Genomic DNA, 24,351 nt, shown 5'->3' with positions numbered 1-24,351 from the left:
AAAGAAGCGTCATGGCTAAATACACACTGCGGGACGGCGAGTCCCGCCGCATCGGCTCAGACGGCATCCTGCGCGTCGAAGCCTTCGAGATGGGAACCGGCGGCGCCTCGATGGAGCTAGCGATCCTCGGTGAAGGCGTTGACGCCGTGCGCGTCCACGATCTCTCCCTCATGGTGCACTCCCTTCCCGAGCGCGCCACCATCGTTGTGCGCCCGAAGGGGAATGGGACCTTCGGCCTGCGCAGCGAAGTGCGCCTGACGGTGAGCAACGCGGGCGATTCGGTGACTTTCCCGCGCGTGCTTATCGACGCCGCCGAGGACTCCGCCGAGCGCCTCGCCGAGGTCACCCCGGAATCCGGCAGCTACCGTCTGGAAGCATTCGGCACCACTGAGGGCGCCGGAATTACCGACTCCGCCCGCGAGGTGCGCTCCAAGATGCGCCGCGCGGAGCTGGACGTCGCTGGCCTCGATGCCGTTACCGTGGTCGTCGACGGTTCCGCCTCCATGCAGGTCAACGTCACACCGAAGATCGTTGAGGCGGCCGCCAAATACATCGATGCGCTCTCCGATGCCTTCCGGCACTTCCGCGCCACCGACGGCCAGGACAGCATCGAGACCCACAAGGTAGACGAGCTCACGCGCTTCATCGCGGGCGTTATCGATAACGGAGCGGAGCGCGTCGGACAGCGCCCGTGGCGTGGGCCGACGGTGGCTTCCACAGCCTCTCTTGCTATCTACGTCACCGATTCCCCAGTGGCTTCCATGCTGGAGACCCAGGTGCCCACCGTCGTGCTCATCACGAGCGCCATCGGGCGCCAGGAGTTGGAGCTTGCGCACATCAACGGAACCCCAGCTCATGTGGCGTACGCGGTGATCGACGGGGACGTCGTCAAGCAGCTCGATACCGGCGCCAACACGGAGCTTTCGGAACTGACCGATCGCGTCACCGCCATGCTGAAAGAGAGGAACTAATGAGCCAGGCACGTTGTCCGTGGACCTTTAAACCGCTCGAGGATGGTGTGACGGTGAGCCCGTACACCAACCGCGAGCTGCCGCAGGGATGGACCGACGCCGTGACGCATTGCGTGGCCATGGCCGGTGCGCGTAACTCCGGTAAGTCGCTCTACACCGCAGTGATGATCAAGCAGCTCAAGCAGCTGGCGCACAAGCACAATCGCTCCGTCCAAGCGGCGGATGAATCCACGCGCGAGCGCTACGCGGAGGTCTATGAGCGGCCGCTCTTTGAGGAGATGCGTGCCATGGACCCCACACCAAGTGCGGTGGCTACCGACGCCTACCAGCGCGATCCGCTGATTTTTGAACTCGGTAAGTGGCCGGATGAGCAGGGCCACGAGCGCATGAATTACCTGGTCTTCCGCGACGTGGCGGGCGAGGACCTGGAGAACCCTCCGGAAAACGAAGCGGACCGCGAGAACCTCGCGTTCTTCTCCCATGCGGACTTGGTGATTTTCCTCTTCGATCCGCTCCGCGTGCAGCAGATTCAGGATTTTATCCACGGTCTGATCCCGAACATTGGTGAGCTGGGCGCGGACTCTTTGCGGGTCCTGGATAACCTGCTGGATTTGCTCGATACGGAGACCCCGCCGCCGCTCGCGGTGACCATTTCCAAGTTCGATACCGTGCAGAAGCTGGAGCAGGTGGATGACGTGCGGTGGAAGAAGCTCATGGCCAACCGCGGTGCTGCCTTCCGCCGCGACACCGGGTGGAATTTCCGCGATTCGGACCGTTGGATGGTTCACCTCGAAGCTGAATCGCTGTTGCGCTTCTTGGGCGCCAACGATCTGATCAACAAGCTCTATTCGGCAGCTCCGCGCGATGGCAGCTTCTTCGTGGTCTCCGCCTTAGGGGAGGCCCCGACCGGCCGCCAGCTGGCGCGCAGCGGCATTGCGCCCTATCGTGTGCTGGATCCCATCCGCTGGCTGCTCAGCCGCCGCGGAGTTTTTGTGCAGGACGTGTCATGACTTTCGGCAGCCCGCAGTCCCCAGGAACACCACCGCTTGGCCCGTCTGCCGGGATCACGCCGGACTATCGCTTTGGACAGGTCAGCGATTCTGTTCGCCAGACCCGCCGTGCCGCCGATATGAAGGCGCAGTGGGCACCGTGGCCGCTGAAGGTCTCAGCGGTGCTGGAGGTCTTCATCACGAGCTACGCGGTATACAACATCTGCCGGCTCGTGGCCTTTGAAAACAGCCCGGCGGCGGTAAGCCGCACGGACCAGCTCTCCACGGAGCTCGGCGTGCTGCTGGGCGTGCTGGTCCTTCTCGTGTGTGTCATCACGACCTATGTGCTGCACGCGCAGCAGTCGGCGCGGATTGCCTTGACCGCTATCAGCGCCATCGTGGTATTGCTCATTCCACTGAGTTCGGTGATGCCCGCGTCGATCGTCTCCGCGGCAGTCATCGTTCTGCTGTGGTTGCCGGCGAACCGGCAGTGGTTCGGTGGACAAACGCCACAAACCTAGGCCTTCTTGCGGAGCTCCTCGAGCGCGCGGGAATTGCCCGCTGCGGCAAACAGGTTAAACGCAAAGTGATACATGTTGCGCGCGCGGTCTGCCGCGTTGGCGGCGGTGTAGCGATCCCCAAGAAGCTCAGCTACCTCCGCCATGGCGTTTTGCTCCGAAGACGTGGTGGCCTGGGACGCGGGGTGCTTCTCCAAGAAGTCGAGCAACACCTGGGTGGATTTAAACATGTCCTGAGCCTGCGTGCGCAGGCTCTCGGAATACAGAACGGTCCACTTGGCGGCTACGGGGAGGCTCTTGAGCTTCGTGGAGTCCACATAGCGTGAGGCCAGGATGTCGTAGGCCTCCTCCGGATCGCGGTGGCGAACATCGAGGGCCACGGTCTTGAGGAGGGCGTGCAGCTCACCGTCGAGGTCGCCGCAACGTTGGTACTCGCGGGCAGCGGCGGCAAAGCAGGCCACGCGCTGCTCTACATCGTCAGGGGAGTGTTGTGCGGCATCGCTGTAGAAGCGGGCCAGCATGGGCGCTGGGAGCTGCTGGTAATCCTCGTCGCTGCGTGCGTTGGAGAGGATGGTGAAGGACTGCGCAGCCACGCGTTCACAGTCGGCGGCAGAGTTGGATGCCCAGAGTGCGCCCACGGCCGATTCGAGGATGGCTTGAAGGATTGCGGCCATCGTGGCACCCGCTCCGTCGAATTTGCCTCCGGTCACAGCGTCGTTGACAGCCACGAAGTCGGCCGCATGCGCCTTTGCATCGCCGTTCTTTGCGAAATCTAGAAGTTCCTGCAGATCCGAGAGCGACGTCGTGCTGTCGGGGCTGATTGATGCATTCTCGCTAGCGGGGGCGGACTCGGAGAAATCCTTGTGGCTGGCCGCGGTGCGAGCTGCGGCGATCTCGCCCAGCGCGGTGTCGTCACCAGCCGCTGCTGCCTTGGCCGCAAATTTCTCTGCTTCTTCGGTGTTGTCGTTATCCAACCATGCGCGGGCCACACGCGTATAGCCAGTAGCTACGAGAGACGGCTGCCCGGTCAGCGCTCCAATCGAGGCAATGGTGAGGGAATCGTCGATGTTCTCGATGGTGCCAGCAGCCACGCGAAGTGTCTCCCGCGCCTCCAAGTAGTGGGCGGCAGGGACGGCATCCTCCGCACAGCCTTGGAACGTGTCGTTGGACAGCACGCGGTCGATCTGCTTGTCAATGTGGGCGGACTCAACGGTGGGAAGAGAAAGCCCCGGCGCCTGGGCACGCGCATAAGCGAGCATACGCTCGGCGTCGGCAGAATCAAGCAGGGGATACGTCGCGTCAGAAGCCATGGGGGAGATTCTAGTAGAGGACTCCGACGCGCGCGGGCCTCCTCGTAGACTGGTGGGCATGGATTCTCTCAGCCCCGCCGGGCGCTATGCCCCGAGCCCGTCCGGCGATCTGCATCTGGGTAACCTCCGCACGGCGTTGCTGGCTTGGCTCTACGCCAGGAGCAGCGGGCGCCGCTTTCTTATGCGCGTGGAGGACATTGACACGCAGCGCTCCTCGCGGGAGTCGGCGCAGCGCCAGCTGGAGGACCTCGCCGCGCTCGGCTTGGACTGGGACGGGGAAGTTATCTACCAACAGGATCGCTACGCGGCTTATGAGGAGGCGCTCGCGCAGCTTCCCACCTATGAGTGCTATTGCTCGCGCAAGGACATCCAGGAAGCCTCCCGTGCCCCACACGCCATCCCAGGACAGTACCCGGGTACCTGCCGCGCGCTTAGCGACGATCAGCGGGCCGCCAAGCGTGCCGAACTCGCCGCCCAAAACCGCGTGCCCGCCATACGCCTGCGCGCCGACGCCTCCTCCTTCACCATCCACGATGCCCTCGCCGGCGAGTACACCGGGGAGGTGGATGACTTCATCCTGCGCCGTGGCGGCCAGCCCCCGGCGGATCCGAACCAGGGCATGGACTGGGCCTATAACCTGGCGGTTGTTGTTGATGATGCCTTCCAAGGCGTCGATCAGATCGTGCGCGGTGATGATCTACTGTCTTCGGCCCCGCGCCAGGCCTACCTGGCGCACAAGCTGGGCTATCCGGAGCCGGAGTTCGTCCACGTGCCGCTCGTGCTCAACGCTGAGGGTGTGCGTTTGTCCAAGCGCGATGGGGCGGTGACCCTGCGTCAGCTGCTCGATGGGCACGGTAGGGATGCGGGGGACGTCGTCAAGCTCTTGGCCCACTCCTTAGGGTATGAGGCCTCTTCCGTACAGGAGCTGTGCCAACAGTTTCAGCCGGAGAAGCTATCGCGGGAGGCCTTCGTCTGGGATGGCGCTGTGTAGCTCCTCCCCCTCGCCGGCTGTACAGCGGTAGTCTGAGAACAAAAAATTTAACGGAGAGAGAAGCTCAGCATGGAAGTTTTGTTTGTCCTTATTGGCCTGATGCTGTTGACCGTCATCGTCAAGGCGGTAGGGGACAAAATAGGACTTCCCTGGCCGGCGCTTTTGACTATCCTTACGGCGGTGGCGGTTTCGGTGTACGCCACTTTCTCGAATGGCACATTTGAATTCTCCGTGCCTGCTGACCTCATTCTTCCCATCTTCTTGCCGCCATTGTTGTGGGCGCTGGCAAGGAGAACATCGTGGGGTGTCATTCGTGAGCAGTGGATGACCATCCTGGCTCTGTCCGTGCTGCTCGTGGTGGCTACCACCCTGGCGGTGGGATTCACCGCCCGTGCTTTCATGCCGGGCTTGGGGCTCGCTGCCGCCATCCTTATCGGCGCCGCGATTGCCCCGCCAGATCCGGTGGCCGTCGAGGCCGTGGCAGAACCGGCCGGTATCCCGCGGCGCATCATTTCCGTGCTGCAGATCGAGGGCCTGTTCAATGATGCCGCGTCTATTGTGGCCTTCCACCTCGCCCTGGAAGCCGTGACGAGCTCGGGGGAGATGCATGCCGGGGAAGCGGTGACGAGTTTCCTCTACTCCGCGGCGGTGGCCACCATTCTCGGGCTCGTCGTGGGGCGCGTGTCTTCGTGGTTCGTCGGCGCGGTTCACGAGGTTATCGCTCGCAACGCGTTGACGTGGGTGATTCCTTTTGCCGTGTATATCGCCGCGGAGGAGCTCGGTGCCTCCGGTGTCATCGCTGTGGTGATTGCTGCGGTGGAACTGCACTCCCGCGCGCCGATTCAAGCCGAGGACCGACTCTCCGGTCAGTCATTCTGGGAGACCGTCGAGCTGCTTTTCACGGGTGTGGCTTTCGGCCTCATTGGCTTGACCGTGTTCAGCGCCATCGACGCCGCGGGTGCGGACCTCTGGCATGCGGTCATCATCGGCGTCATCCTGTCCGTTGTTGCCTTCCTCGTGCGCTTGGTGTGGATGTACGCCTTCTATCTCATTAATAGGCGCCGTGGGAAGCCACGCCTGGCGCCGCTGCGCCTGCAAGAAGTGCTGCTTATGACGTGGTCCGGCATGCGCGGTTTGGTGACTCTTGCGCTGGTTCTGTCTGTTCCAAGTGGTTTGAGCTTCTACAACGAGTTGACCGTTATCGCCCTCGTGGTGCTGCTCATGACCATGGTGATTCCCGGTCTGCTGCTGCCGTGGCTTATGCGTCAGCTCGACCTCACCACGTATTCGCAGGCAGCCACGGATAAAATGCGCGCGACCATTACCTCCCGCGCGCGTAAAGCCGGTATCGCTGCGATGCGCGCGAAGTATGAGGAACTGGACCCCGACATTGCGGCGAATATCGCCCGATGGTTTGAGGATCGCCTCGGTGAGGATGAGGATGGCGAGGACGCTACGACTCGTCTGCGTATGGCCATCGAGGCCCGTGAGGTGGCCCTCGCGGCGCGGCGAACAGCCCTCGCCGGTGCCCAACAGGAATTGCTGCGCCTGCGCCGCGATAGGGAATTCAACCCCATGATTGTGGACGAAGTGCTTGCCGACGTCGACCGGATGTCCCTCGGCGCAAAGAAACACAGTTGAGGGGAGTGCTGATCCGTGACTAAGAATGGTGGCGAGAGGAGCGAATCAATGGACGCCTATGAGTACGCCCAGCTGGAAGACGGCCTGGATTACCTCTACGACTTCTTCGACGCTGACTTGGAGGAGCGCGTGCGCGCCGGGCGTGAGCTGCTGCCAGCGGGCATGGAGGACATCCTGGGTGATAGCACGCTCGATGACTACGTGTGGCTGTGGATCAAAGATCCTGGCCCCAACGGTTTCCGCCAGTACCTGTGCGATGGCGGCTATGACGAGGCCGAGGTGGACGAGGCCTTCTTGCTTGCCCGCACCGAGTGGGGCATGAACACCCCGCCGCACGTGGAGTGGCTTAAGGAAGACGGTTTCGCGGCCCCCGAGTTCGATTAGGGGCGTGCAGCTGTGGGCGTTCGATGAGGCGCCTCCGTCAGCTGCAAAGGAACCAAAGTACTGGCACCTTATGCGAAACTCCGCATGCAATCACCTGGGGTTTTCCATCCTAGTCCCCGCAAATGGTGCCTTTACTTTGGTTCCTTTGCTTGAAGGCTTCAAACCACCGCATGAAGAATCCAATAGCCTCGATTCCTAACACCGCACAGGTGCAAAGGGTAGTTGGAATAATCGCAACAAATCTTTGGCCCAGCGAGAAAGGTTATTCCAATCATGCGATTCGATCATTTGACGATCTTGACCCGCAATATCGAAGCCTCATGGGAGTTCTACCATCAACTTCCCAACTCCGAAGTAAAGCCATTGTCTGCTGAAGAAGGATATTTTGAGGTGTCGTTTGACGACAGCGTAATTGGCGTATTCGATTCTTCAGCTTTTGCTTCAGCCACTAACACTAGTCCGGCGACCCCCGGCGGAGCAGTAATCCAGTTTTCTGTCGAGGACGTCGACGAGTACTGGAGTCAACTTCCAGATTCCTATCGCGAGGCTTCTGCCTCACCGAAGAAAATGCCATGGGGTTCTTATTCCGCCTACATTTCGGATCCAGACGGAAACATCTTGGAGTTCTATACGTGGTGAAACGGGGGCCCCGGATAAAGAAGAAGTCCCCTGGATGATGACATCCAGGGGACTTCCCAGTGGCGGAGGATAGGGGATTTGAACCCCTGAGGGATGTGACTCCCGCACGCGTTCCAGGCGTGTGACATAGGCCGCTAGTCGAATCCTCCGCTGGAAAACATTACATGAGCCCCCTAATGAAGCAAAATCGCCAGGTCAGCGCGAAAAAGTTAAGGATTTAGTGGCTTGAGGCGGAAAGTGCGCTTGGAAGCGGAGTGGGGAGCTGGGTGGTGGGGGAGCGGTTTGGCGTCGGCAAGCAAGGCGCGCTAGGCTAGACCGCAGGATTCCGCGTGGCGTCCATCCTCTGAACTCCCCCAGGGCAGGAATGCAGCAAGGGTCAGGAGGCTCTGGCGGGTGCGCGGGGTCCCCTTTTTATTTGTGTGCTTTCACACGGGGGATGTGACGGGGCGTTAGTATGGTTGCCATATGTCCGCACTACGTCCCGGAAGGAAGACGGATGTCTCTTCTTAATCTTGAAAAGTCCGAGCTTGATGAGCTTGCCGCGCAGGTGCGCAAGGACTACGAGGCCCTCAAGGCTGAGGGGTTGGATCTTGACTTGACCCGCGGTAAGCCGTCCAAGGCTCAGCTTGATCTGTCCAATGATCTGCTCGTCCTGCCGGGCCGCGGCCACTACACCGATGCTGCGGGTAATGACCTGCGCAACTACGGCAACCAGAAGGGCATCAAGGAGCTGCGCGATCTGTGGGGCAAGCTCACCAACATGGATCCGGAGCTCCTCGTCGCAGCGGACTCTTCCTCCCTGAACATCATGTATGACCTCATCCTGTGGGCCTACACCTTTGGCACTAACAGCTCTGAGAAGCCGTGGTCCAAGGAGGAGACCATCAAGTGGATCTGCCCCACCCCGGGGTATGACCGCCACTTCGCCATCACGGAGTCCTTCGGCTTCGAGCTGATTTCGGTGCCGATGGAAGAAGATGGCCCGGACATCGAGGCGGTAGAGGAGCTGGCCAAGGACCCGCAGGTCAAGGGTATGTGGGTGGTGCCGATGTTCTCCAACCCGTCGGGCGCTGTCATCTCTGAAGAGAAGACCCGCCGCCTTGCCGCGATGGAGACTGGCGCACCGGACTTCCGCATCGTGTGGGACAACGCTTATGCCGTGCACACGCTGACTGAGGATTTCCCGGAGATTCTGCCGATCCTGGATATCGCTGCGGAAGAAGGTAACCCGGACCGTTTCTGGGCCATGTCTTCTTCGTCGAAGATTACCTTCGCTGGCTCTGGCGTGAGCTTCTTCGGCTCCTCCGAAGACAACCTCGAGTGGTACCTGGAGCACGCCGGTATCCGCGGCATTGGCCCGAACAAGATTAACCAGCTGGCACACTACGAGTTCTTTGGTTCCGCCGAGGGCGTGCGCGCGGTGATGCGCCGCCACGCTGCGCTGTTGGCGCCGAAGTTCGAGTCGGTTCTTCGCATCCTGGATAAGAACCTCACCCACCATGAGATCGCGGACTGGACCCACCCCAAGGGCGGCTACTTCATCTCCCTCAACGTGATGGAGGGCACCGCCACCCGCGTGTGGGAGCTGGCCCGTGACGCCGGCATTCTCCTGACCCAGGCTGGTTCGGCGTACCCATACGGCGAGGACGCCAAGGACCACAACATTCGCTTGGCACCGTCCCTGCCGCCGCAGGAAGAAGTCGAGGCAGCAATGGATGGCGTGGCCACCTGTGTGCTGCTCGCCGCAGTAGAGAAGCTGGGGGCATAAGGCAATCAACTCCGACGAGACGGCCTACTGGCTCGACCAGATCATTCCGGCTGACCTAGCGTTTAAGAACGTCGAGGGGCAGCGCTTGGGCTTAGCCTCACTGGAGGGGGAACAGTCCCTCGCCGTCACGTGTGAGTTTGCCGCCGTCGACACCGGGCTAGCGCACGCCGAGCAAGGCATCGACGTGCGCTGTGAGCTCCTCACCGTCGCCCGCACCGGGCAGGTGGAGGTGGCTGCCGCAGTGAGTTCTGCGGCGGCGTTGCTCACGGAAGCTGCAGGCTTGTTGCCCGCGCAACCGGGCCTGCTCTTGCCCAAGCTCTTTGCCGAAGACGATGAGCGCTTCGCTCACTTGAGCGTGCGTCATGGCATGCTCATCGCCCCGTACCTGTGGGGCGGCCAGACCCCGCAGGTGGCGGAGGAGGGCCGCCTAACGCTGGTGTGCCAACTGCTCATGCTGAGCGACGCCGAGTATGCCTACGCCGTCGAGGAAGGCGTGCCGGCGCTGCAGCAGGCGGTGGCGGAGCAAGGCATCGATCTGCTGGATTGGCAGCGCTCGGAGTGACGTGTCGGGTTGAGACGCTACACTGACTAACCGTGGCTCTTTACCGGAAATATCGTCCAGCAACCTTCGCGGAAGTGGTTGGCCAAGAGCAGGTCACCACGCCTTTATCCGCTGCCCTCGACGCAGGGCGCATTAACCATGCGTACCTCTTTTCCGGCCCGCGTGGCTGCGGAAAGACGTCGTCCGCGCGCATCATGGCCCGCTCGCTGAACTGTGAGCAGGGGCCAACGTCAACGCCGTGCGGGCAGTGTGACTCTTGCGTCTCGCTGGCCCCGGGTGGGCCGGGCAACTTGGATGTCACGGAGCTCGACGCCGCCTCTCACAATGGTGTCGAGGACATGCGTGAGTTGCGTGACCGCGCCTACTACGCGCCGGCGGAGTCGCGCTACCGCATCTTCATCATCGATGAGGCCCACATGATTTCCGCCTCCGGTGCGAACGCCTTGCTCAAGGTTGTCGAGGAGCCGCCGGAGCACGTGATCTTCATTTTTGCCACGACGGAGCCGGAGAAGATCATCGGCACTATCCGTTCGCGTACCCACCACTATCCCTTCCGCCTGTTGACTCCGCCGGCGATGAAGGGGCTGCTGGAGCGCACCGTGGCCTCGGAGAACGTCCACGTGGATGACACCGTGTACCCCATGGTCATCCAGGCCGGCGGCGGTTCGCCCCGCGATACCTTGTCCATCCTGGACCAGCTCTTGGCGGGCGCAGGCCCCGATGGATTGACCTACGAGGTAGCCCGCCCGCTTCTGGGTGTTACGGACGTAGGCCTGCTGGATAACACGGTTGAATCCCTGGCGAACCAGGATAAGGCTGGGCTCTTCCGGCTTGTCGACGATGTCATTGAGGCCGGCCACGATCCTCGCCGCTTTGCCATTGACCTTTTGGATCGTTTGCGGGATTTGATGATCCTGCAGGCAGTCCCTTCAGCGTTGGAGGAGGGGTTAGTCTCTGCGCCGACTGACCGCGGTGAGATCCTCACTGCCCAGGCGCAACGCTTCTCCGGCCCACAGCTGGCCTACTTAGCGGAAACCGTCAACGAGCGCGTGTCCTCTCTGCGTGGCGCGACGTCCCCGCGCCTGCTCCTAGAAATCCTCTGCGCACACCTCATCGTTGGCTCGGGGCCTGCAGCGGCAGCCTCCGGTCAGATGCCCACTGCTGCCCCGCAGGGGGCGGGCGTGCAGCCTTCCGCTCCCGCTGGGCAGGGAACTCCGCCTGCGCAACGCCAGCAATCTGCGGTCGCTAGCGCCCAGGATCCCGCGGCCGCTGCCGCGGCCATCATTGCGCAGCGTCGCAGCCGACAGGCGGCAAAGCAGGAGGCCCAGCAACAGCAACCACAGCAGGTCGAAAGGACTCAAGAAGCAGCCCAGCAGACGCAGCAGACCCCAACCCCTGAGGCTGCGCAGCCTCAGGCACCGGTGGAGCGCCCTGCACAGCCGGAGGCGCAGCCTGAGCCGCAGTCAGAGCAGCCTGAGCAGCACCAAGAGCGACCGGAGCACCAGCAACAGGAGCAGCACGAACAACCGCAGGAAGCGGAACAGCCGGAACTACAAGAACGGCAAGAACAGGCTCAAGGACAGCCACAAGAACAGCAGCCTGAGCCCGAGCAGCCTCAAGACCCAGCCGCGGAAATTCGCGGGCGTTGGTCTGACCTGCGGGCGACGATTGGGCGCCGGAACAAGGTCGCTGAAATCATGCTCGCCGAAGCCCGTGTCCTCGGCGTGCGCGATGACACCTTGGTTCTTGGGCACACCACCGGCGCGCTGGCGGAACGCATCAACTCGCCAGGCACCAACGAGGTCATCGTGACCGTCCTTAAGGAAGAGCTCAACCGCAACCTGAAGGTCACGTGCGTCATCGGCACCGACCCGAAGGCCCACGGCTTCACGGTGGCTGAACCAGCCCAGCGCACCCAGTGGAACCCCAACCAGCCACCACGCGAGGCCGCCGAGCCCGACGAGGAGGCAGAGAGTCCGGAGACTCCGGACAACGCTACTGATTCGCACTCTTCCGACACTGTGCCTGCTTCCGCGGCAGCAACAGAATCTGAAAGAGGAGACAAGCCCAGCGAGTCCGAGGCGAAGGAACCCAGCAATGCCAGTGATGATCCGTGGGGTGCGCCGCGCCGGATCGGGCAGCAGGCTCCGTCTTCTTCAACGACGACGGAGCAGCCGCGTGAGGCAGCTGAGTCGCAGCCGCCGGCAGACCCGCGACCGCCGGCAGAACCACAACGTCCGGACGTCGCCCCGCGCGGGGCGACGGTGCCCCCAAAGAGGGAGGCCCGTGGTAGCCAATGGCGATCACGCATCGCGCAAGCGAGCCAAGTAGCGGCCCAGCGGGATGAAGAGTTTTCCAAAGTTCCCAAGTTTGGCAACGGCGTTCCACTGCCGCCGGAGCCAGGCCCGGAGGAAGGCGAATTCGAAGCCCCACCGGAGGAGTACGGTCCGCCGGCAGGGATGGGTGGGGCGTCGGAAAGCGCAGGCCAAGCGCCTGCCGCGCCGCAACAACCTGCGCCTCAGCAAGCTCCCGCTCCGCAGCCGGAGTACACCCGCGCGGATGAGGAGCGCGAGATGATGGAGGCCGCGCAGAATGCCGGCGAGATGGACCACCGCAACGCCACGGAGGTGGCCATGGAGCTCCTCGCACAGGAGTTGGGAGCGCGGCGGCTCTAGCGTGGCATCTGTACACTTGGCGCGTAGTGAAAATAATCGTGTGAAAGGATTTTTAGCATGACTGAGAACGACCCGATGCAGCAGGCAAATGACATGAACGAGATCCTGGCGCAGGCAGCCCGCGTCCAGGCAGAACTGCAGAAGGCACAGGAAGAGATCCTGGCCTCCACCGTTGAAGGCACCGCCGGCAACGGCCTGGTGAAGGTCACCATGACCGGCGGCGCTGAGCTGCAGAACGTTACCATCGATAAGTCCGTGGTCGACCCGGAGGACATCGATACCCTCCAGGACCTCATCGTTGGTGCCTTCAAGGAGGCTCACGCTGCTGCTGGCCGCCTGGCCCAGGAGAAGATTGGTCCGCTGTCCCAGGGCATGGGCCAGTCCCAGCAGAACTACGATGGTCCGTCCTTCCAGGATGTCTTCGGCGGCAACCAGTAAGCCGCGCGTTAGACTTAAAGGCCGTTGTTGCTCTCTTCGTGGAGAGCAGCGCGGCCTTTTATTGTGTCCCCGGCCGTCGAGGTCTGAGGGATTGTTGAGTGAGGGGAGCATTGCGTGTTTGAAGGACCATTGCAGGATCTCATCGATGAGTTCTCGCGCCTGCCGGGTATTGGCCCGAAGTCAGCGCAACGCATCGCCTTCCACGTGTTGCATCAGGACCCAGAGGAGATTGACCGCCTCCAGAAGGCGCTGGGAGCAGTGCGTGATGGGGTGACGTTCTGCCGCATCTGCTGCAATATTTCGCGCGAGGAAGTCTGCCGCATTTGTATCAATTCGCAGCGCGATGCTTCCACCATCTGCGTGGTGGAAGAGCCCAAGGACATTCAGGTTATCGAGCGCACCGGCGAATATGACGGCCGCTATCACGTGCTCGGCGGCGCACTCGATCCGTTGGCGAACGTGGGCCCGAAGGATCTCAACATCTCGCAACTACTGCAGCGCCTCGGCGGCGTGCTACCGGACCGAGAGCTTGCGGATTCCACCCCGGAGGAGCCGCTTTACGACGATTCCCCGGACATCACCGAAGTCATCCTCGCCACCGATCCCAACACCGAGGGCGAGGCCACCGCGGCCTACCTTGTGCGCCTGCTACGAGATTTCCCGGGACTGAAGATCACGCGCCTGGCCTCCGGCATGCCGCTGGGCGGCGACCTTGAGTTCGTCGACGAGCTCACGCTCTCGCGTGCGTTGAGTGGCCGCCTAACGGTTTAAACCGGCGCTTCAGAAAATAGAGAATTAACCGTTGAACTTTTTCTCCAGAGCTTCCATATCGGTAGGGCTCATGGGGATTTCGGTTGTGGAAAAACAACTGCGGTAGCTGCCAAGATGATTCGCATAAACGTCCCGACCAGTGCCCGCAGCACGAATCTTGCTGTGGGGACTACTCGCATGGGCTAGTCTGTTTCCGAAATACTTGATTGCCCAGTCGAAATCCTTGAAATCTGGGTCATATTTGTAGGCTGAAATTCTTCCAAGTAGGGCACAGATCCAATCTGCGCACTGAACTGTTTGGTAAAGATGGCTTTCTACTTCGAGCGGTGGTTCAAGGAGTTTGTCTGCATCTTGGTGGGAGAACATAAACGCGGCGCTTGATGCGAAGATATCCATACGTTCTTTGGTCCCCTGCTTGTCGAGCACCATGAGATGCCGTTGGTTTTCAGCTAGCGACCAATTGACACACCGAATAAGTTGTTTCATGGCGTGGTCATAACGTGATCGTTCGTCTTCGCCAGTATCTTCGTTGGTGCCCCGTGGCTTTTCTTGGCCGTAGAAAATGATTTGTGCGTTGAGTTTCTCAAGTGTGTTGAGTACGCGGTTTATTCTCACGAACTAGGATGGTGCATCCCGGCATGATCGGCGCTCATGTACGCCCGCTCCATCTCCGCGTTCCCCTTCTTCCACTCCCTCGTCCCGCGGGTCATGCATTTTCGCGACTCGTCACGCACCAACATCCTCCGTGAATGGACTATCAACGAGGGCTGCGCTCTCGGATTCCCACGCATTATGGAGCTCTTCGCCACGATCCGGCCCGGTGGAGAATCTATCGACACCAGCGGTCCCGCGTTGAAACCCCTGTCCTCCCCACCGTGGCTTTTCGTGAGGTCCTCGCTAATGCTCTCATGCACCAAGACCTTGAGGCACGCGGCAGCTCGTTAACCATCGAGATCTTCAGCGATCACGTCGACGTGAGCAATCCTGGAGCCCCACTTGTTAGCCCGCAACGCTTCATCGACTCAACTTCTGTGACCCGCAATCCGCACCTCGGCGAAGCGCTGCGGGTTGCTAAGTTCGTAGAGAAGCGCGGCAGCGGATGGGACCGTATCGTCGAGTCACTCGAGGCCGCGCACTTCCCGCCCGCACTCATCCGCACGAACGGCGCAACAACCGTGACACTGAGCGCGTACCGACCCTTCGCCCTAATGAGCCAGGAGGAAAAGGAAGAGGCCGTCTACCAACATGCATGTCTCAACGTTTTAGAGAACCGTCCGGTCACAAACTCATCCGTACGCTGACGCTTCGGTCTCAAAGACTCTCAAGCGGGGCAAACCACACGGCTCATCAAGGCCACTGAAGATGCTGGACTCATCAAGCCCTATGATCGCACGGCAGGCGCCCGATCGTTGCGCTACGTTCCCTTTTGGGCCAGCAGCGTTAATTAACCTGGCCTCCACGACTGCAACACACCGTACTTCTTTTCTTACTTCTCTTCTTGTCTCATCACTTTCTTGCTTCATTAACCCCACAAGCCTCGATTTTGGCCTTAATTCGCTGTTTTCACGGCAACCCCGAGTCCACGACCTGGATATATGCAAAAATCCAATTCTTTGCCTGTTTCTTGCTTCTGGCGCAGAAGCTTCCTCTTCTAACGGTCACGTCCCTGCCGCACACCGCACGCACCAACCTATGTCGAGGGGGCCCTGTTAGGGTATGGATTCTGTCGCCCCGACGAAAGGCATAATCATGCGTCCCCTCTTCACTTCTGAATCCGACGTCGTCTACGCCATGCTGGCGCATGCCTCGGACCCCATGCATTCTTTGAGCACGCAGCAGCGCGAGGCCATTGCTGCACGCGTGCCGGAGCTCAAGGTGTACAAGCACTGTGGATGTGGCACGTGCCCCACGGTCTACCTCACGGCGGGTGAAGAGCCGCCGGAGCCGCGTCGCGACGCCAACGGCAAGGCCGTCCCGCAAGGCTCCAGTTACGTGCTCACCGCCGATTGCCCTGGGGCTATGGTGCTGCTTCACATCGCGGACGGTGTTCCCGTTGAGCTCGAGGTCGCTCCTTTCGAGGACCGCACGGTCGAACTCCCTTGGCCGGACCAGCTCCTGTTTTAGGGGATTTCCCTGCCGGCGGCACGGGGAGATCGGTAGATTAGTCGCATGACTAATCCGCTTCTTTCTCCTTCCACGCTCCCGTACCAGTTCCCACCGTTTGCGGAGATCAAGGTCGAACACTTCCGTCCCGCCATCGCCGAGGCACTCTCCCGCCACGACGAAGAGATTAAGGCCATCGTCGACAACACGGCCGACCCGACATGGGAAAACACCGTCGAGGCCCTCGAGCGCGCTGGTCAGGATTTGGAGCGCGTGCTTTCCATCTTCGGCAACCTGTCGGGCACGGATGTCACGGACGAGATGGAAGAGATCGCCGCGGAGGTCTGGCCGCAGGTCGCCGCGCATTCGGATGCGATCTACCAGAATGAGGTCCTCTACGCTCGCCTCAAAGAGGCGACCCCGCCGGCCGACGAGGAGTCGCAACGCCTCCACACGCACCTGCTGCGGACTTTTGCGCGCCAGGGCGCGGACCTCGGCGCGGCAGAGAAAGAGCAGCTCTCCACCATTAACCAGCGTCTCTCGGCGCTCTCCGAGGAGTTCGGCCGCAACCTCATGGCGTCCACCCGCGAGCGCGCCGTGCACTTCGACAGCACGGAAGAGCTCAAGGGCCTGCCCGCCGGTCGCATCGAGGCCGCCAAGGCCTACGCCAACGAGGTCGGCCAGGACGGTTACGTGCTCCCGCTCGAGCTGCCCACCGTGCAATCTGAGCTCGCGCGCCTGGCAAATCCCGCTGCCCGCGCCAAGGTCTACGAGGCCTCGCGCGCCCGCGGCAGCGAGAATAACCTGGACGTGCTCACGGAGATGGTGCGCCTGCGCGCCGAGCGCGCGCAGCTGCTGGGCTACCCCACACATGCCGATTACGTCATCGCCGAAGAGACCGCGCAGACCGCCGAGGCAGCCCGCCGCATGCTCGTCGAGCTCGCACCCGCCGCCGGGGCCAACGCCGCCGGCGAAGAGAAGCTGCTCGCCGAGAAAGCCACCCTGCATAACGAGGACTTCGGTGCCCCGGACTGGGCCTACTGGGAATCCAAGGTTCGCGCCCGCGACTTCTCCCTCGACGAGGACGAGCTGCGCCAGTACTTCCCTCTCGACCGCGTTCTCGAGGATGGAGTCTTCGCGGCGGCCCACCGCCTCTACGGCATCACCGTCGTCCCGCGCGAAGACCTCGAAGGCTACGCCGAGGGCGTGCGCGTGTGGGAGGTCTTCGACGAAGGCCAAGACCCCACCGCCGATCGCGATAGCGGCATCGGCCTGCTGCTCACCGACTACTTCGGCCGCCCCTCCAAGCGCGGCGGCGCGTGGATGAGCGAGTTCGTGGGCCAGTCGCGTCTGCTCGGCACCAAGCCCGTCATCGTCAACGTAATGGGGCTCACCAAGCCCGCGGACGGCTCCCAGCCGCTGCTGAGCCAAGACGAGCTCCACACCGTCTTCCATGAGTTCGGCCATGCCCTCCACGGCCTGCTCTCCGACGTGCGCTACCCCACCTTCTCCGGCACCCGCGTCCCGCGCGACTGGGTAGAATTCCCCTCCCAGATCAACGAGAACTGGGCGCTCGACCCGGCCATGGTCAAGCGCTACGCCCACCACGTGGAGACCGGCGAGGTCATCCCGGACGAGCTGCTCGCCAAGGTCCGCGAGGCCCAGACCTTTGGCCAGGGCTTCGGCACCGTCGAGTATCTCGCCGCCTCCATCGTCGACCTCGCCTGGCACTCCCTCCAGCCTGCCGATGCCGCCGCTATCGCCGCGTCCCAAGAGTCTATCGACGCCTTCGAGCGCGCCGCCCTCGACGACGCTGGCCTGCACAACCCGCACATCGCGCCGCGCTACCGCTCCGCGTACTTCAATCACATCTTCGCCGGCGGCTATTCCGCCGGCTACTACTCCTACCTGTGGGCCGAGGTCCTCGACGCCGATGGCTTCTCCTGGTTCAAGGAAGAAAACGCCGCGGGCCCTGAGGCTTCCGATGCCGCCGCCCGCGCCGCCGGCCAGCGCTTCCGCGACCTCGTCCTGTCCAAGGGCGCGTCCCGCGACTTCACCGAGGCCTACCGCGAGCTGCGCGGCCGCGACAAGGACGTCGCCCCGCTGCTTGCCCGCCGCGGGCTGTCCGGCGCCACCGACTAACGGCACACGTCTAACGGCACAATCCCGACGAGACGGAAAATTCGACCGATTCAGGGCGGAAAATACGACCGATAAATGCTTCGGACTTCACGGTATTTCTTTACGTTCTGTGTCGTCAGAAGCGCGGCTCCTTTCTTTTCCCAGCGTTCTACAGGGCGACCTTTCGCGATGACCTTAGCGTCAATTTCGGCTTTGAGTCCGCGTTCTTTAATTCTGCGAAATGCTCCTGAGAGCTGCCGAATATTGTCGGCTGGGATAATGAACCCACCAATTCCAAAGACGGGGTGAGTTTTATAATTCGGATCGGTGCGGGAGACATAAGCCCCGTTATGTCCAAATTCGTCAAAATATCCGATGTACATCTTCCCCCCTGGATACGCGAAAGCTCGTGTTGTTCACACGAGCTTCGGAAGTGGAGCACCTTGGTGCGTCCGTTGCTTACTGTACCGTGTACCGAAGATTCTGGTCAATAGGTTCAGTTAGTTACTTCTGTTGATATCTAGCGCTGCGAGCGCGGCGGCTCCGAGGCGTTAAAGCGCTCGGTGCGTAGCTGGTCAATAGCCGGAATGTCTAAGGGCTCGAGTTCGCTGAGTGCGATTCCCATGGCCTTAGCCAGCAACAGGTCCGCCAGCTGCGGGTTGCGCGCCAGGACCGGACCGTGCATGTAGGTGGCGATGACACTGCCCTGTACCGCGCCCTCGGCGCCGCGCTGGACGGCCCTGTCGGAGAGGTCCAGGATGGCAGCGGTATCCGCATTGCCGGTTCCGCGTGTGAGCGTTCCCAGCGGCTGGGCGGCAGGTCCCAGGATGGTGGCACCCATGTGGTTTTCAAAACCGGTGAGAGGCTCGGTGAGCTCAGCAGTAATGCCAGCCTGGGTTGGCTCGGTGGCTACCTCGCCGATGGCGCGCTCGGTCATGGAGGCCGTGGTGGCGTCGATAAGCCCCACGCCATCCACCACGCGGCCGGACGCGCGGAAGGATTCGCCGAGCACCTGCAAGCCTGCGCAAATCGCCAGAATTGGGCGCTTAGCGGCCGCCGCGCGGGTCAAGCCACCGTCAGCAATGAGGTGCTCCGCGGCGAGAATCTGTGCGGTGTCCTCGCCACCGCCCAGGGTGTAGACGTCGAGGGACTCCGGCACCGGCTCACCCAGCTTGATGGGCACGATCTCTGCCTCGAGTCCGCGCATGCGGGCGCGTTGGCGCAGCACGAGGGCGTTACCGTCATCGCCGTAGGTGCCCAGGATATCGGGGAGGATGAGGCCAATCTGCAGGCTAGTCATTCGAATGCTCCTTTGCTGCTGCGGCGGTGAGGGCCTTCTTCAGATCACGGAAGGCGGTGTAGTTGGCCAGCACCTCGATGCGGCCCTCCGGGCAGGACTGAATGGCGGTGAGGGGATCTGGGATGAGCTCGTGCGAGATATCCGCGTAGACCAAACGCACTGCGAGGTCGGTGCCGCGCTCACCCGCAGCCTTGACTGGCAGATCTTCGAAGTCTTCGAAGCGCACGTCCCACAGCCAGGACATATCAATACCGTCGGCCACATGGCCGTTGGTGGCGATGACCAAGCCATCAGCGTCACGGTCCACCATGGACAGCGCCTCCTGCCAGCCGGCCGGGTTCTTAGCCAGCAGCAGGCGGATGGTGCGGTTTCCTAGCGTGATGGTGGAATAGCGCCCGGCTACATCGTCGACGCTTTCCGCGGCGGCAATGGCCTTGTGGCGATCCACACCAAAGGCCTCGACGGCAGCGGCGACGGCTTGGGCGGCATTGCCGCGGTTGGCCTGCCCCGGCAGGGAGAGCTGGAGCTTGTCGACGCCCTCCGGGCTCACCAGTCCTTCCTCCGTCACTGCCCAGGTGGGGGTGGGGCGGCGGAATTCGCGGCCGTCGGCAAGCGGCTTGACCGCGTGCCAGTCCTCGCCTTCGCGCACGATGTGTCCTCCGGTGCGCGGGCAGGTGACGGATTCACCCATCCATCCGGCACCAGCGGAAACCCAGATGACGTTCTTCGCGTCATAGGCCACAGAGGTCATAAGCACGTCATCGCAGTTGGCGATGACGAGCATGTCCGGGTGTGCCTCGACTGCGCCGCGCAGGGCCCGCTCGATCTTGTTAATTTCGCCCACGCGGTCCAGCTGGTCGCGTGAGAGGTTCAGCAACACCAGCGCGGTGGGGTTGAGGTTATCCGCGACGTGGGGAACGTGGAGCTCGTCCACTTCCAGCACCAAGTGGCTCGCGTCCTTGCCTGCCAGAAGCGCGGAGATGATTCCGGCGTCCATGTTGTCGCCACCATCATTGGTGGCCACGGAGTGCTCGGTGCGCACAGCGGCGGCGAGCATGCGCGTGGTGGTGGACTTACCGTTGGTTCCGGTCACCAGGATGGCTGGGCGCTGCTTGGCCAGGTTCTGCATGATGGTGGGGTCGATGGCGTTGGCGATGAGCCCGCCAATCATGCCACCGGCGCCGCGGCCCGTGGCGCGCGAGGCAGTGGTAGCCAGCGTCGCAGCGGTGGTGGCAACCGCAGTGCGCGCGGAGGAGAACGCGCTTCGGAAGTTAAAATTCATGTTCTCCAGGGTAGTCGGGGGACGCTAGTTATCGGTGTTGCGGGAGCGGTTGTGTCCCGAGTTTTGTTGGCCCTGCTGGTTGCCATTACCGCGGCGGCCGCGCCCACCGCGGCGGCGACGCCTACGCCCGTGGTTTCCGCCTTTGTTTCGATTGTTGTTGCCAGAGCCCTGCGAACCTTGGTTATTAGCCGAGCCCGAGTGAGCAGGCTTGTCGCCTGCGGAACCCTCGGTTGAAGGGTTCTGGTTCTTCTTATCGTTGTGCCCTTGTTTAGCGGACTGATGATTACCGGAAGATTTACGGCGGGAGCGGCGGCGATTCTTGTTCGTGGAGCGGTTGCGGTTGGACTGCCCACCGGAGCGTCCCTCGCCCTGGCGCTTCCCCGAGTTGCCCGCCCCACCAGATGCGGACTGCTCTTCGGGCTCCGTGGGTTCCTCGATGCGCTCGAGGGCCGCGAGGAAAGCGGTGTCGGACATCAGGGGAATGTTCTTGCGGTGGGCATGCATGGGCTTGCCCACGAGGTCCGTGGTGATATTGCAGACCACCAGGGAAGTCTCCCGGGTGAGTTTTTCTGAGTAGTTGAGCTCTTCCCGGGCGAGTGCGGCAATGATGGTGTCGGGATCCTCGGTGATCTCCGGGGCTACGACGATCTCCATGCCGCGGATGAGCTCCTTGCCGGGCACATACGGACCGGGGTTGTGATGCTGACGAGGAGCCTCGGCGGCGTCGACGCGGACGTGGGAGCGCTGCAGCCCAAAACGATCCGCTCGCAGGTCATCCGGTGCGGCGCTGCTGAGTGGGCCAGCGCTTTGCGCGCGGTAGAGATCCACGAGCAGGCGGGTTGCTTCGCGGGAGGTATCTTTTTCTGCTCTCTGTGCACGCTCGACGCTGGCCATGGGGTCGGGTGCAGAAAGGCCGGTGTCACGCGCGACGGCCGCCAAGCGGATGTCGGTGCCCCACACGCTTTGGCGGCGGGCGGTGGCGAGGGTATCCACGATGGCGACTGGGGTGGGGACGTGTCCTACCTTGAAGCGGCGGCGTCGGCCCTTGCCCCGGTTGCGATTGCGCGCGCGGTTCTGGCGGGCAGCGGCGGTCATCGCACGGCGCGCTTCGGAGACGATGAATCCCCAGGTATAAGGGGTGTCGTGGACGATGAGCGTGCGGCCATCAATGAGCCGGTCCAGGGGCTTGAGCAGCATGGAGAAAGACTGCCCAGCCTGGATTTCTTCAACGCTTAACCCGTGGAGGTGCCGCGGTCCGGGGTCTGCGCCTGGGTTGATGACGGCGTGGAATTCCTGGCCGATCTCCCCGGCGGCGTTGAGAGTCAACGCATCCACGGTGAGCAGGCGGCCGGTCGAAGGGTGGATTCCGGTGGTTTGGATGGTCAGCGCCACGTAGGGAAAGGCGGCGAGAGCTTCCTCGCGGGCAGAGGCCTTGTGCTCCCTATCGGTCTGCTTCTTATCTGCCTGGTGGGGGCGCGGGCCCGGCTTAGGGGCGCCGGTGTGTGGTGACGCCGCGGCCGGCGTCTCTGCAGCGCTGAGCTGCGCTGCAGGCTCGGTGGGGCCGGGTGTCGTAGTCATTGTTCACAGTTTAGTACCCAACTGCGAGGAAGCTGGAAAGGGCACACGAGAAGGGGGTTGTATCCACTGAGTCGCGGTGAAGGTAAGCACGCTGCGGACTAGCCAAAGTCGATGATGATGACCCAGCCGCCGCGGTCGGATTGCTCGGGAGTGGGGTCAGGCTCGCGGCTGGGCTCGGGCTCTTTAGTCGGCTCGGGCTTTCTGGTGGGCTGAGGTTGAGTGGTTGGCCTGGGCTCGTTGGTTAGTTGTGGCTTGGTGGTGGGCTTGGGATCAGTGGTCGGCGTTGGCTTCGTGGTGGGCTTGGGCTTGCTAGTTGGTTTGGGCTTGGTGGTGGGCGTTGGAGTTGCCGGAGCAGAAGTAGTCGAGGGCGCCGGAGCCGCCGTGGGTGGTGTGCTGACGCGCGTGGTCACAGGGGTAGTGGCCGGCGGCGTGCTCGGGGTAGTTGGTTCGTCGCGAGGTGCGGTTCGATCTTCGCCCACCGGAGTAGTGGTGGGAGCAGCCTTTGACGTGGAGGGCGTGGGTTCAGCTGGTGGCTTCGGCGTAGTCGTCACCACAGTCGGCGACGGGGTCGCCTGAGTTTGTGGGGTGGGACGGGGTACGTGGATCGGCGGCGTTGTGCGCGGCTGCGGAGCAGCGCTCGGCGGCTCTGCGGAGCGACTGACCTCACGTGAAGTGGTTGATTCCGTGCTTTTTACGGTGCTCCTAGGGCTGGCGCTGCTCGTAGGGCTGGAGCTGGGAGCGGTGAACGCCTCAGTGCGGCGAGCCTCCGGAGCGTCAAGCTCCTCCGCTGTGGGTTCGGTGGTCCGAGGTGCTGCTGTTGTCGGTGCTGTATGCGGCAGGTGATCCGCCTGCGGTGAAGTAGCAGCCTCCTCGGCAGCGGGCAGCGGTGTACGTTCCGTGGGCTCAGCGAGCTCCGTGGGTTCTGCTGGTTCGGTCAGCTCTGTAGGCTCGGCAGGCTCTGTGTGCTCGGAAAAATCAGTCGAGCCAAGCGCTTGCGTAGCGTCCGTATCATCCCGCTCCTCGGGGAGGTGGGCGTCTGCAGCCACAATGTCCGCAGTGTCCGCGACGTCGGAGGCCTTGTCCTCAATAGCAGCAGCGTCGGCGTCAGCAGAGTGTGACGTGGACACAGCGAGGGTGTTTTCTTCAAAAGCCGATTCGGCGAGGTTATGGTGGTGTGAACCGGAGGAATTCCCGGAAGATGCGAAGTTGGCAGCCCCGCCGACCACGACGGCAACGCCGGCAGCACAAGCTACCTTGAGCCCAGTGCTAGCTGCAGCGATCTTTGTTCCGGTCACGGCAGCCGCCCCGGCAGAGTTGAGGGACAGGGCTTGTGCACTCTGCGTGGCAGCAGTACCGGCGGTCTTCGCTGCGCCGGTAGCCTCAATTCCGCCAGCCGGCAGGCTGGCTGCGTGTGCCTTGCCACTGTTGGTGACCTTCACGGCCGCTGCGCCCGCGGCGGCAGCGATGATTCCGGCGGTTCCCACGGCGAAGTGGCTTTCCGGCGTGCCTTCTTCGGAATAGACGGTGAGGGTTGGTTGTCCATCCGATATGAAATATGCGCGGGCGACTGCGATGAGGCCCTCGTGATTGAATCCCGCGATGGTATCGCTCAACCAGGGAGCCCGCTCCCTCGGAATAGTGGCGACGAGTTCGTCATCAAGGTGAACCTCGATGGAGCGTCGGAAAAAGTGCCGGTTATTGGTCAAACGCACAAGGAGGTGCGCAGGGTGCGTCGGTAGGGAACTGGCTGGGACCGCAAACTCGGTGATGTGCAAAGCGCGCTGGCCACTGAGCATGCCCCACCGCTGAGCCGGGGGAATATTGAGCGGCACGCACAGGCCAGGCTCTGGGAGGAGGACCTCGAAAGCAGGAATGGTTTCTTCCGCCGCATCCTCGCGGAGTGCGATTTCTGCGGTGGCTTGTGGGGTCAGCCCCGCGTCAATGATCCAGTCCAGCTCCGAGTAATCGGCAGCTTGGGAGGCGGGGATCACGCCCACGATGTCTTCGCCGTGATGGACGCGAAATCCTGTACTTGAATGTCCACTCAAAGTGACGGGGAGATGACTGCTTTCAGCTAGCGATAGCAGCTGCAGGAACATCTCCGGGTTTACGGTGTCAACCGTCAGGCGACGCGGTGTGCCAAACCCGTGGTGGGGAACCACATAGTTAGTGACCGTCATATTGCTCGCCTTCGTTGAGTGGACCACGTCGGATGCATACGGCCGGGCGGGTTCGCCGTGAGCATTGGGAATGCCGAAGCCCAGACTGAAGCTCTGACTAGCCGCACGAAATGTTTGAAAAATCTTTATT

Annotated in this window: 21 protein-coding genes, 1 tRNA gene, 1 other RNA gene and 1 pseudogene; 16 read left to right on the top strand and 8 right to left on the bottom strand. The window is 62.4% G+C overall.

Annotation, left to right across the window (positions count from 1 at the left end):
- Positions 1-11 precede the first annotated feature (11 nt).
- From QKE52_RS07720 to QKE52_RS07710, 3 genes are read left to right on the top strand one after another with little or no spacing between them, the layout of a single operon-like run.
- Positions 12-971: a hypothetical protein gene (locus QKE52_RS07720; RefSeq protein WP_070509676.1), complete on the top strand. Its 960-nt coding sequence runs from the start codon at positions 12-14 to the stop codon at positions 969-971.
- Positions 971-1,981: a hypothetical protein gene (locus QKE52_RS07715; protein WP_175974736.1), complete on the top strand. Its 1,011-nt coding sequence runs from the start codon at positions 971-973 to the stop codon at positions 1,979-1,981. Before QKE52_RS07720 ends, QKE52_RS07715 begins: the two co-directional genes overlap by 1 nt.
- Positions 1,978-2,481: a hypothetical protein gene (locus tag QKE52_RS07710; RefSeq protein ID WP_175974738.1), complete on the top strand. Its 504-nt coding sequence runs from the start codon at positions 1,978-1,980 to the stop codon at positions 2,479-2,481. The genes QKE52_RS07715 and QKE52_RS07710 overlap by 4 nt, the downstream gene beginning before the upstream one ends.
- Here QKE52_RS07710 and QKE52_RS07705 read toward each other — a convergent pair.
- Complete coding sequence (locus QKE52_RS07705; RefSeq protein WP_049157807.1) at positions 2,478-3,788, bottom strand: hypothetical protein; 1,311 nt, start codon at positions 3,786-3,788, stop codon at positions 2,478-2,480. The genes QKE52_RS07710 and QKE52_RS07705 overlap by 4 nt on opposite strands.
- A gap of 58 nt (positions 3,789-3,846) precedes the next feature.
- Here QKE52_RS07705 and gluQRS point away from each other — a divergent pair, with 58 nt between their 5' ends.
- The 4 genes from gluQRS (at position 3,847) to QKE52_RS07685 (ending at position 7,443) form a co-directional block, all read left to right on the top strand.
- A complete protein-coding gene (gluQRS, locus tag QKE52_RS07700) occupies positions 3,847-4,779 on the top strand; it encodes a tRNA glutamyl-Q(34) synthetase GluQRS (RefSeq protein WP_347948508.1) in 933 nt (310 codons plus the stop codon).
- Between the two features lie 69 nt (positions 4,780-4,848).
- Entirely contained in the window at positions 4,849-6,420 is a 1,572-nt protein-coding gene (locus QKE52_RS07695) for a sodium:proton antiporter (RefSeq protein WP_102234497.1), read from the top strand.
- Positions 6,421-6,468: 48 nt separating this feature from the next.
- Entirely contained in the window at positions 6,469-6,804 is a 336-nt protein-coding gene (locus QKE52_RS07690) for a hypothetical protein (protein WP_158397386.1), read from the top strand.
- Positions 6,805-7,077: 273 nt separating this feature from the next.
- Entirely contained in the window at positions 7,078-7,443 is a 366-nt protein-coding gene (locus tag QKE52_RS07685; protein ID WP_347948507.1) for a VOC family protein, read from the top strand.
- A 60-nt stretch (positions 7,444-7,503) separates the two neighbouring features.
- Here the strand turns inward: QKE52_RS07685 and QKE52_RS07680 are convergent.
- Positions 7,504-7,592, bottom strand: a tRNA-Ser gene (locus QKE52_RS07680).
- 167 nt (positions 7,593-7,759) lie between these two features.
- Between QKE52_RS07680 and ffs the strand changes: the two genes are divergently transcribed.
- The 6 genes from ffs to recR all read left to right on the top strand — a co-directional run bounded on the left by ffs (position 7,760) and on the right by recR (position 13,657).
- An RNA gene (gene ffs, locus QKE52_RS07675) (signal recognition particle sRNA small type) lies at positions 7,760-7,858 on the top strand.
- Positions 7,859-7,939: 81 nt separating this feature from the next.
- Positions 7,940-9,211 carry an aminotransferase class I/II-fold pyridoxal phosphate-dependent enzyme gene (locus QKE52_RS07670; protein ID WP_347948506.1) on the top strand — a complete coding sequence of 424 codons (1,272 nt, stop codon included), beginning with the start codon at positions 7,940-7,942 and terminating at the stop codon, positions 9,209-9,211.
- Between the two features lie 85 nt (positions 9,212-9,296).
- Entirely contained in the window at positions 9,297-9,773 is a 477-nt protein-coding gene (locus tag QKE52_RS07665; protein ID WP_158397747.1) for a suppressor of fused domain protein, read from the top strand.
- Positions 9,774-9,805: 32 nt separating this feature from the next.
- The gene (locus QKE52_RS07660; RefSeq protein WP_347948505.1) at positions 9,806-12,448 is read left to right on the top strand and encodes a DNA polymerase III subunit gamma and tau; all 2,643 of its coding nucleotides are present in this window, start codon (positions 9,806-9,808) and stop codon (positions 12,446-12,448) included.
- Between the two features lie 57 nt (positions 12,449-12,505).
- On the top strand, positions 12,506-12,886 hold the full coding sequence (locus QKE52_RS07655) for a YbaB/EbfC family nucleoid-associated protein (RefSeq protein ID WP_046648833.1): 381 nt from the start codon (positions 12,506-12,508) through the stop codon (positions 12,884-12,886).
- A gap of 114 nt (positions 12,887-13,000) precedes the next feature.
- Complete coding sequence (recR, locus tag QKE52_RS07650) at positions 13,001-13,657, top strand: recombination mediator RecR (RefSeq protein ID WP_010190001.1); 657 nt, start codon at positions 13,001-13,003, stop codon at positions 13,655-13,657.
- Between the two features lie 24 nt (positions 13,658-13,681).
- Here the strand turns inward: recR and QKE52_RS07645 are convergent, their stop codons facing one another.
- Positions 13,682-14,272, bottom strand: a complete 591-nt coding sequence (locus QKE52_RS07645; RefSeq protein ID WP_144012819.1) for a DUF3800 domain-containing protein — start codon at positions 14,270-14,272, stop codon at positions 13,682-13,684.
- Between the two features lie 260 nt (positions 14,273-14,532).
- On the opposite strand from QKE52_RS07645, the gene QKE52_RS07640 reads away from it, so the two are divergent.
- The 3 genes from QKE52_RS07640 (at position 14,533) to QKE52_RS07630 (ending at position 17,902) form a co-directional block, all read left to right on the top strand.
- Positions 14,533-14,958, top strand: a complete 426-nt coding sequence (locus tag QKE52_RS07640; protein ID WP_070754904.1) for an ATP-binding protein — start codon at positions 14,533-14,535, stop codon at positions 14,956-14,958.
- 448 nt (positions 14,959-15,406) lie between these two features.
- The gene (locus QKE52_RS07635; RefSeq protein ID WP_070754905.1) at positions 15,407-15,781 is read left to right on the top strand and encodes a hypothetical protein; all 375 of its coding nucleotides are present in this window, start codon (positions 15,407-15,409) and stop codon (positions 15,779-15,781) included.
- Between the two features lie 45 nt (positions 15,782-15,826).
- A complete protein-coding gene (locus tag QKE52_RS07630; RefSeq protein ID WP_347948504.1) occupies positions 15,827-17,902 on the top strand; it encodes a M3 family metallopeptidase in 2,076 nt (691 codons plus the stop codon).
- Between the two features lie 50 nt (positions 17,903-17,952).
- On the opposite strand, the gene QKE52_RS07625 is transcribed toward QKE52_RS07630, so the two are convergent.
- From QKE52_RS07625 to QKE52_RS07605, 5 genes and pseudogenes are all read right to left on the bottom strand, one after another.
- A complete protein-coding gene (locus QKE52_RS07625) occupies positions 17,953-18,264 on the bottom strand; it encodes a DUF3800 domain-containing protein (RefSeq protein ID WP_347948503.1) in 312 nt (103 codons plus the stop codon).
- A gap of 137 nt (positions 18,265-18,401) precedes the next feature.
- Complete coding sequence (locus QKE52_RS07620; protein WP_070821062.1) at positions 18,402-19,181, bottom strand: glutamine amidotransferase; 780 nt, start codon at positions 19,179-19,181, stop codon at positions 18,402-18,404.
- Positions 19,174-20,463, bottom strand: a complete 1,290-nt coding sequence (locus QKE52_RS07615) for a MurT ligase domain-containing protein (RefSeq protein ID WP_347948501.1) — start codon at positions 20,461-20,463, stop codon at positions 19,174-19,176. Before QKE52_RS07615 ends, QKE52_RS07620 begins: the two co-directional genes overlap by 8 nt.
- A 405-nt stretch (positions 20,464-20,868) precedes the next feature.
- Positions 20,869-22,041: pseudogene (locus tag QKE52_RS07610) on the bottom strand (DNA polymerase III subunit epsilon); the annotation flags it as partial.
- A 98-nt stretch (positions 22,042-22,139) separates the two neighbouring features.
- Positions 22,140-24,221 carry a hypothetical protein gene (locus QKE52_RS07605; protein WP_347948499.1) on the bottom strand — a complete coding sequence of 694 codons (2,082 nt, stop codon included), beginning with the start codon at positions 24,219-24,221 and terminating at the stop codon, positions 22,140-22,142.
- Positions 24,222-24,351 lie beyond the last annotated feature (130 nt).

This window comes from Corynebacterium sp. c25Ua_47, from assembly GCF_039907205.1.
Taxonomy (GTDB): Bacteria; Actinomycetota; Actinomycetes; order Mycobacteriales; family Mycobacteriaceae; genus Corynebacterium; species Corynebacterium hiratae.
The sequence above is the reverse complement of the archived record's forward strand: the minus strand, read 5'-3'. Positions and strand labels throughout refer to the sequence as shown.

Coding starts and splice junctions, on each gene's coding strand:
- QKE52_RS07720 (WP_070509676.1), top strand. CDS start 12: ATGGCTAAATACACACTGCGGGACGGCGAGTCCCGCCGCATCGGCTCA.
- QKE52_RS07715 (WP_175974736.1), top strand. CDS start 971: ATGAGCCAGGCACGTTGTCCGTGGACCTTTAAACCGCTCGAGGATGGT.
- QKE52_RS07710 (WP_175974738.1), top strand. CDS start 1,978: ATGACTTTCGGCAGCCCGCAGTCCCCAGGAACACCACCGCTTGGCCCG.
- QKE52_RS07705 (WP_049157807.1), bottom strand. CDS start 3,788: ATGGCTTCTGACGCGACGTATCCCCTGCTTGATTCTGCCGACGCCGAG.
- gluQRS (WP_347948508.1), top strand. CDS start 3,847: ATGGATTCTCTCAGCCCCGCCGGGCGCTATGCCCCGAGCCCGTCCGGC.
- QKE52_RS07695 (WP_102234497.1), top strand. CDS start 4,849: ATGGAAGTTTTGTTTGTCCTTATTGGCCTGATGCTGTTGACCGTCATC.
- QKE52_RS07690 (WP_158397386.1), top strand. CDS start 6,469: ATGGACGCCTATGAGTACGCCCAGCTGGAAGACGGCCTGGATTACCTC.
- QKE52_RS07685 (WP_347948507.1), top strand. CDS start 7,078: ATGCGATTCGATCATTTGACGATCTTGACCCGCAATATCGAAGCCTCA.
- QKE52_RS07670 (WP_347948506.1), top strand. CDS start 7,940: ATGTCTCTTCTTAATCTTGAAAAGTCCGAGCTTGATGAGCTTGCCGCG.
- QKE52_RS07655 (WP_046648833.1), top strand. CDS start 12,506: ATGACTGAGAACGACCCGATGCAGCAGGCAAATGACATGAACGAGATC.
- QKE52_RS07635 (WP_070754905.1), top strand. CDS start 15,407: ATGCGTCCCCTCTTCACTTCTGAATCCGACGTCGTCTACGCCATGCTG.
- QKE52_RS07630 (WP_347948504.1), top strand. CDS start 15,827: ATGACTAATCCGCTTCTTTCTCCTTCCACGCTCCCGTACCAGTTCCCA.
- QKE52_RS07625 (WP_347948503.1), bottom strand. CDS start 18,264: ATGTACATCGGATATTTTGACGAATTTGGACATAACGGGGCTTATGTC.
- QKE52_RS07620 (WP_070821062.1), bottom strand. CDS start 19,181: ATGACTAGCCTGCAGATTGGCCTCATCCTCCCCGATATCCTGGGCACC.
- QKE52_RS07615 (WP_347948501.1), bottom strand. CDS start 20,463: ATGAATTTTAACTTCCGAAGCGCGTTCTCCTCCGCGCGCACTGCGGTT.
- QKE52_RS07605 (WP_347948499.1), bottom strand. CDS start 24,221: ATGACGGTCACTAACTATGTGGTTCCCCACCACGGGTTTGGCACACCG.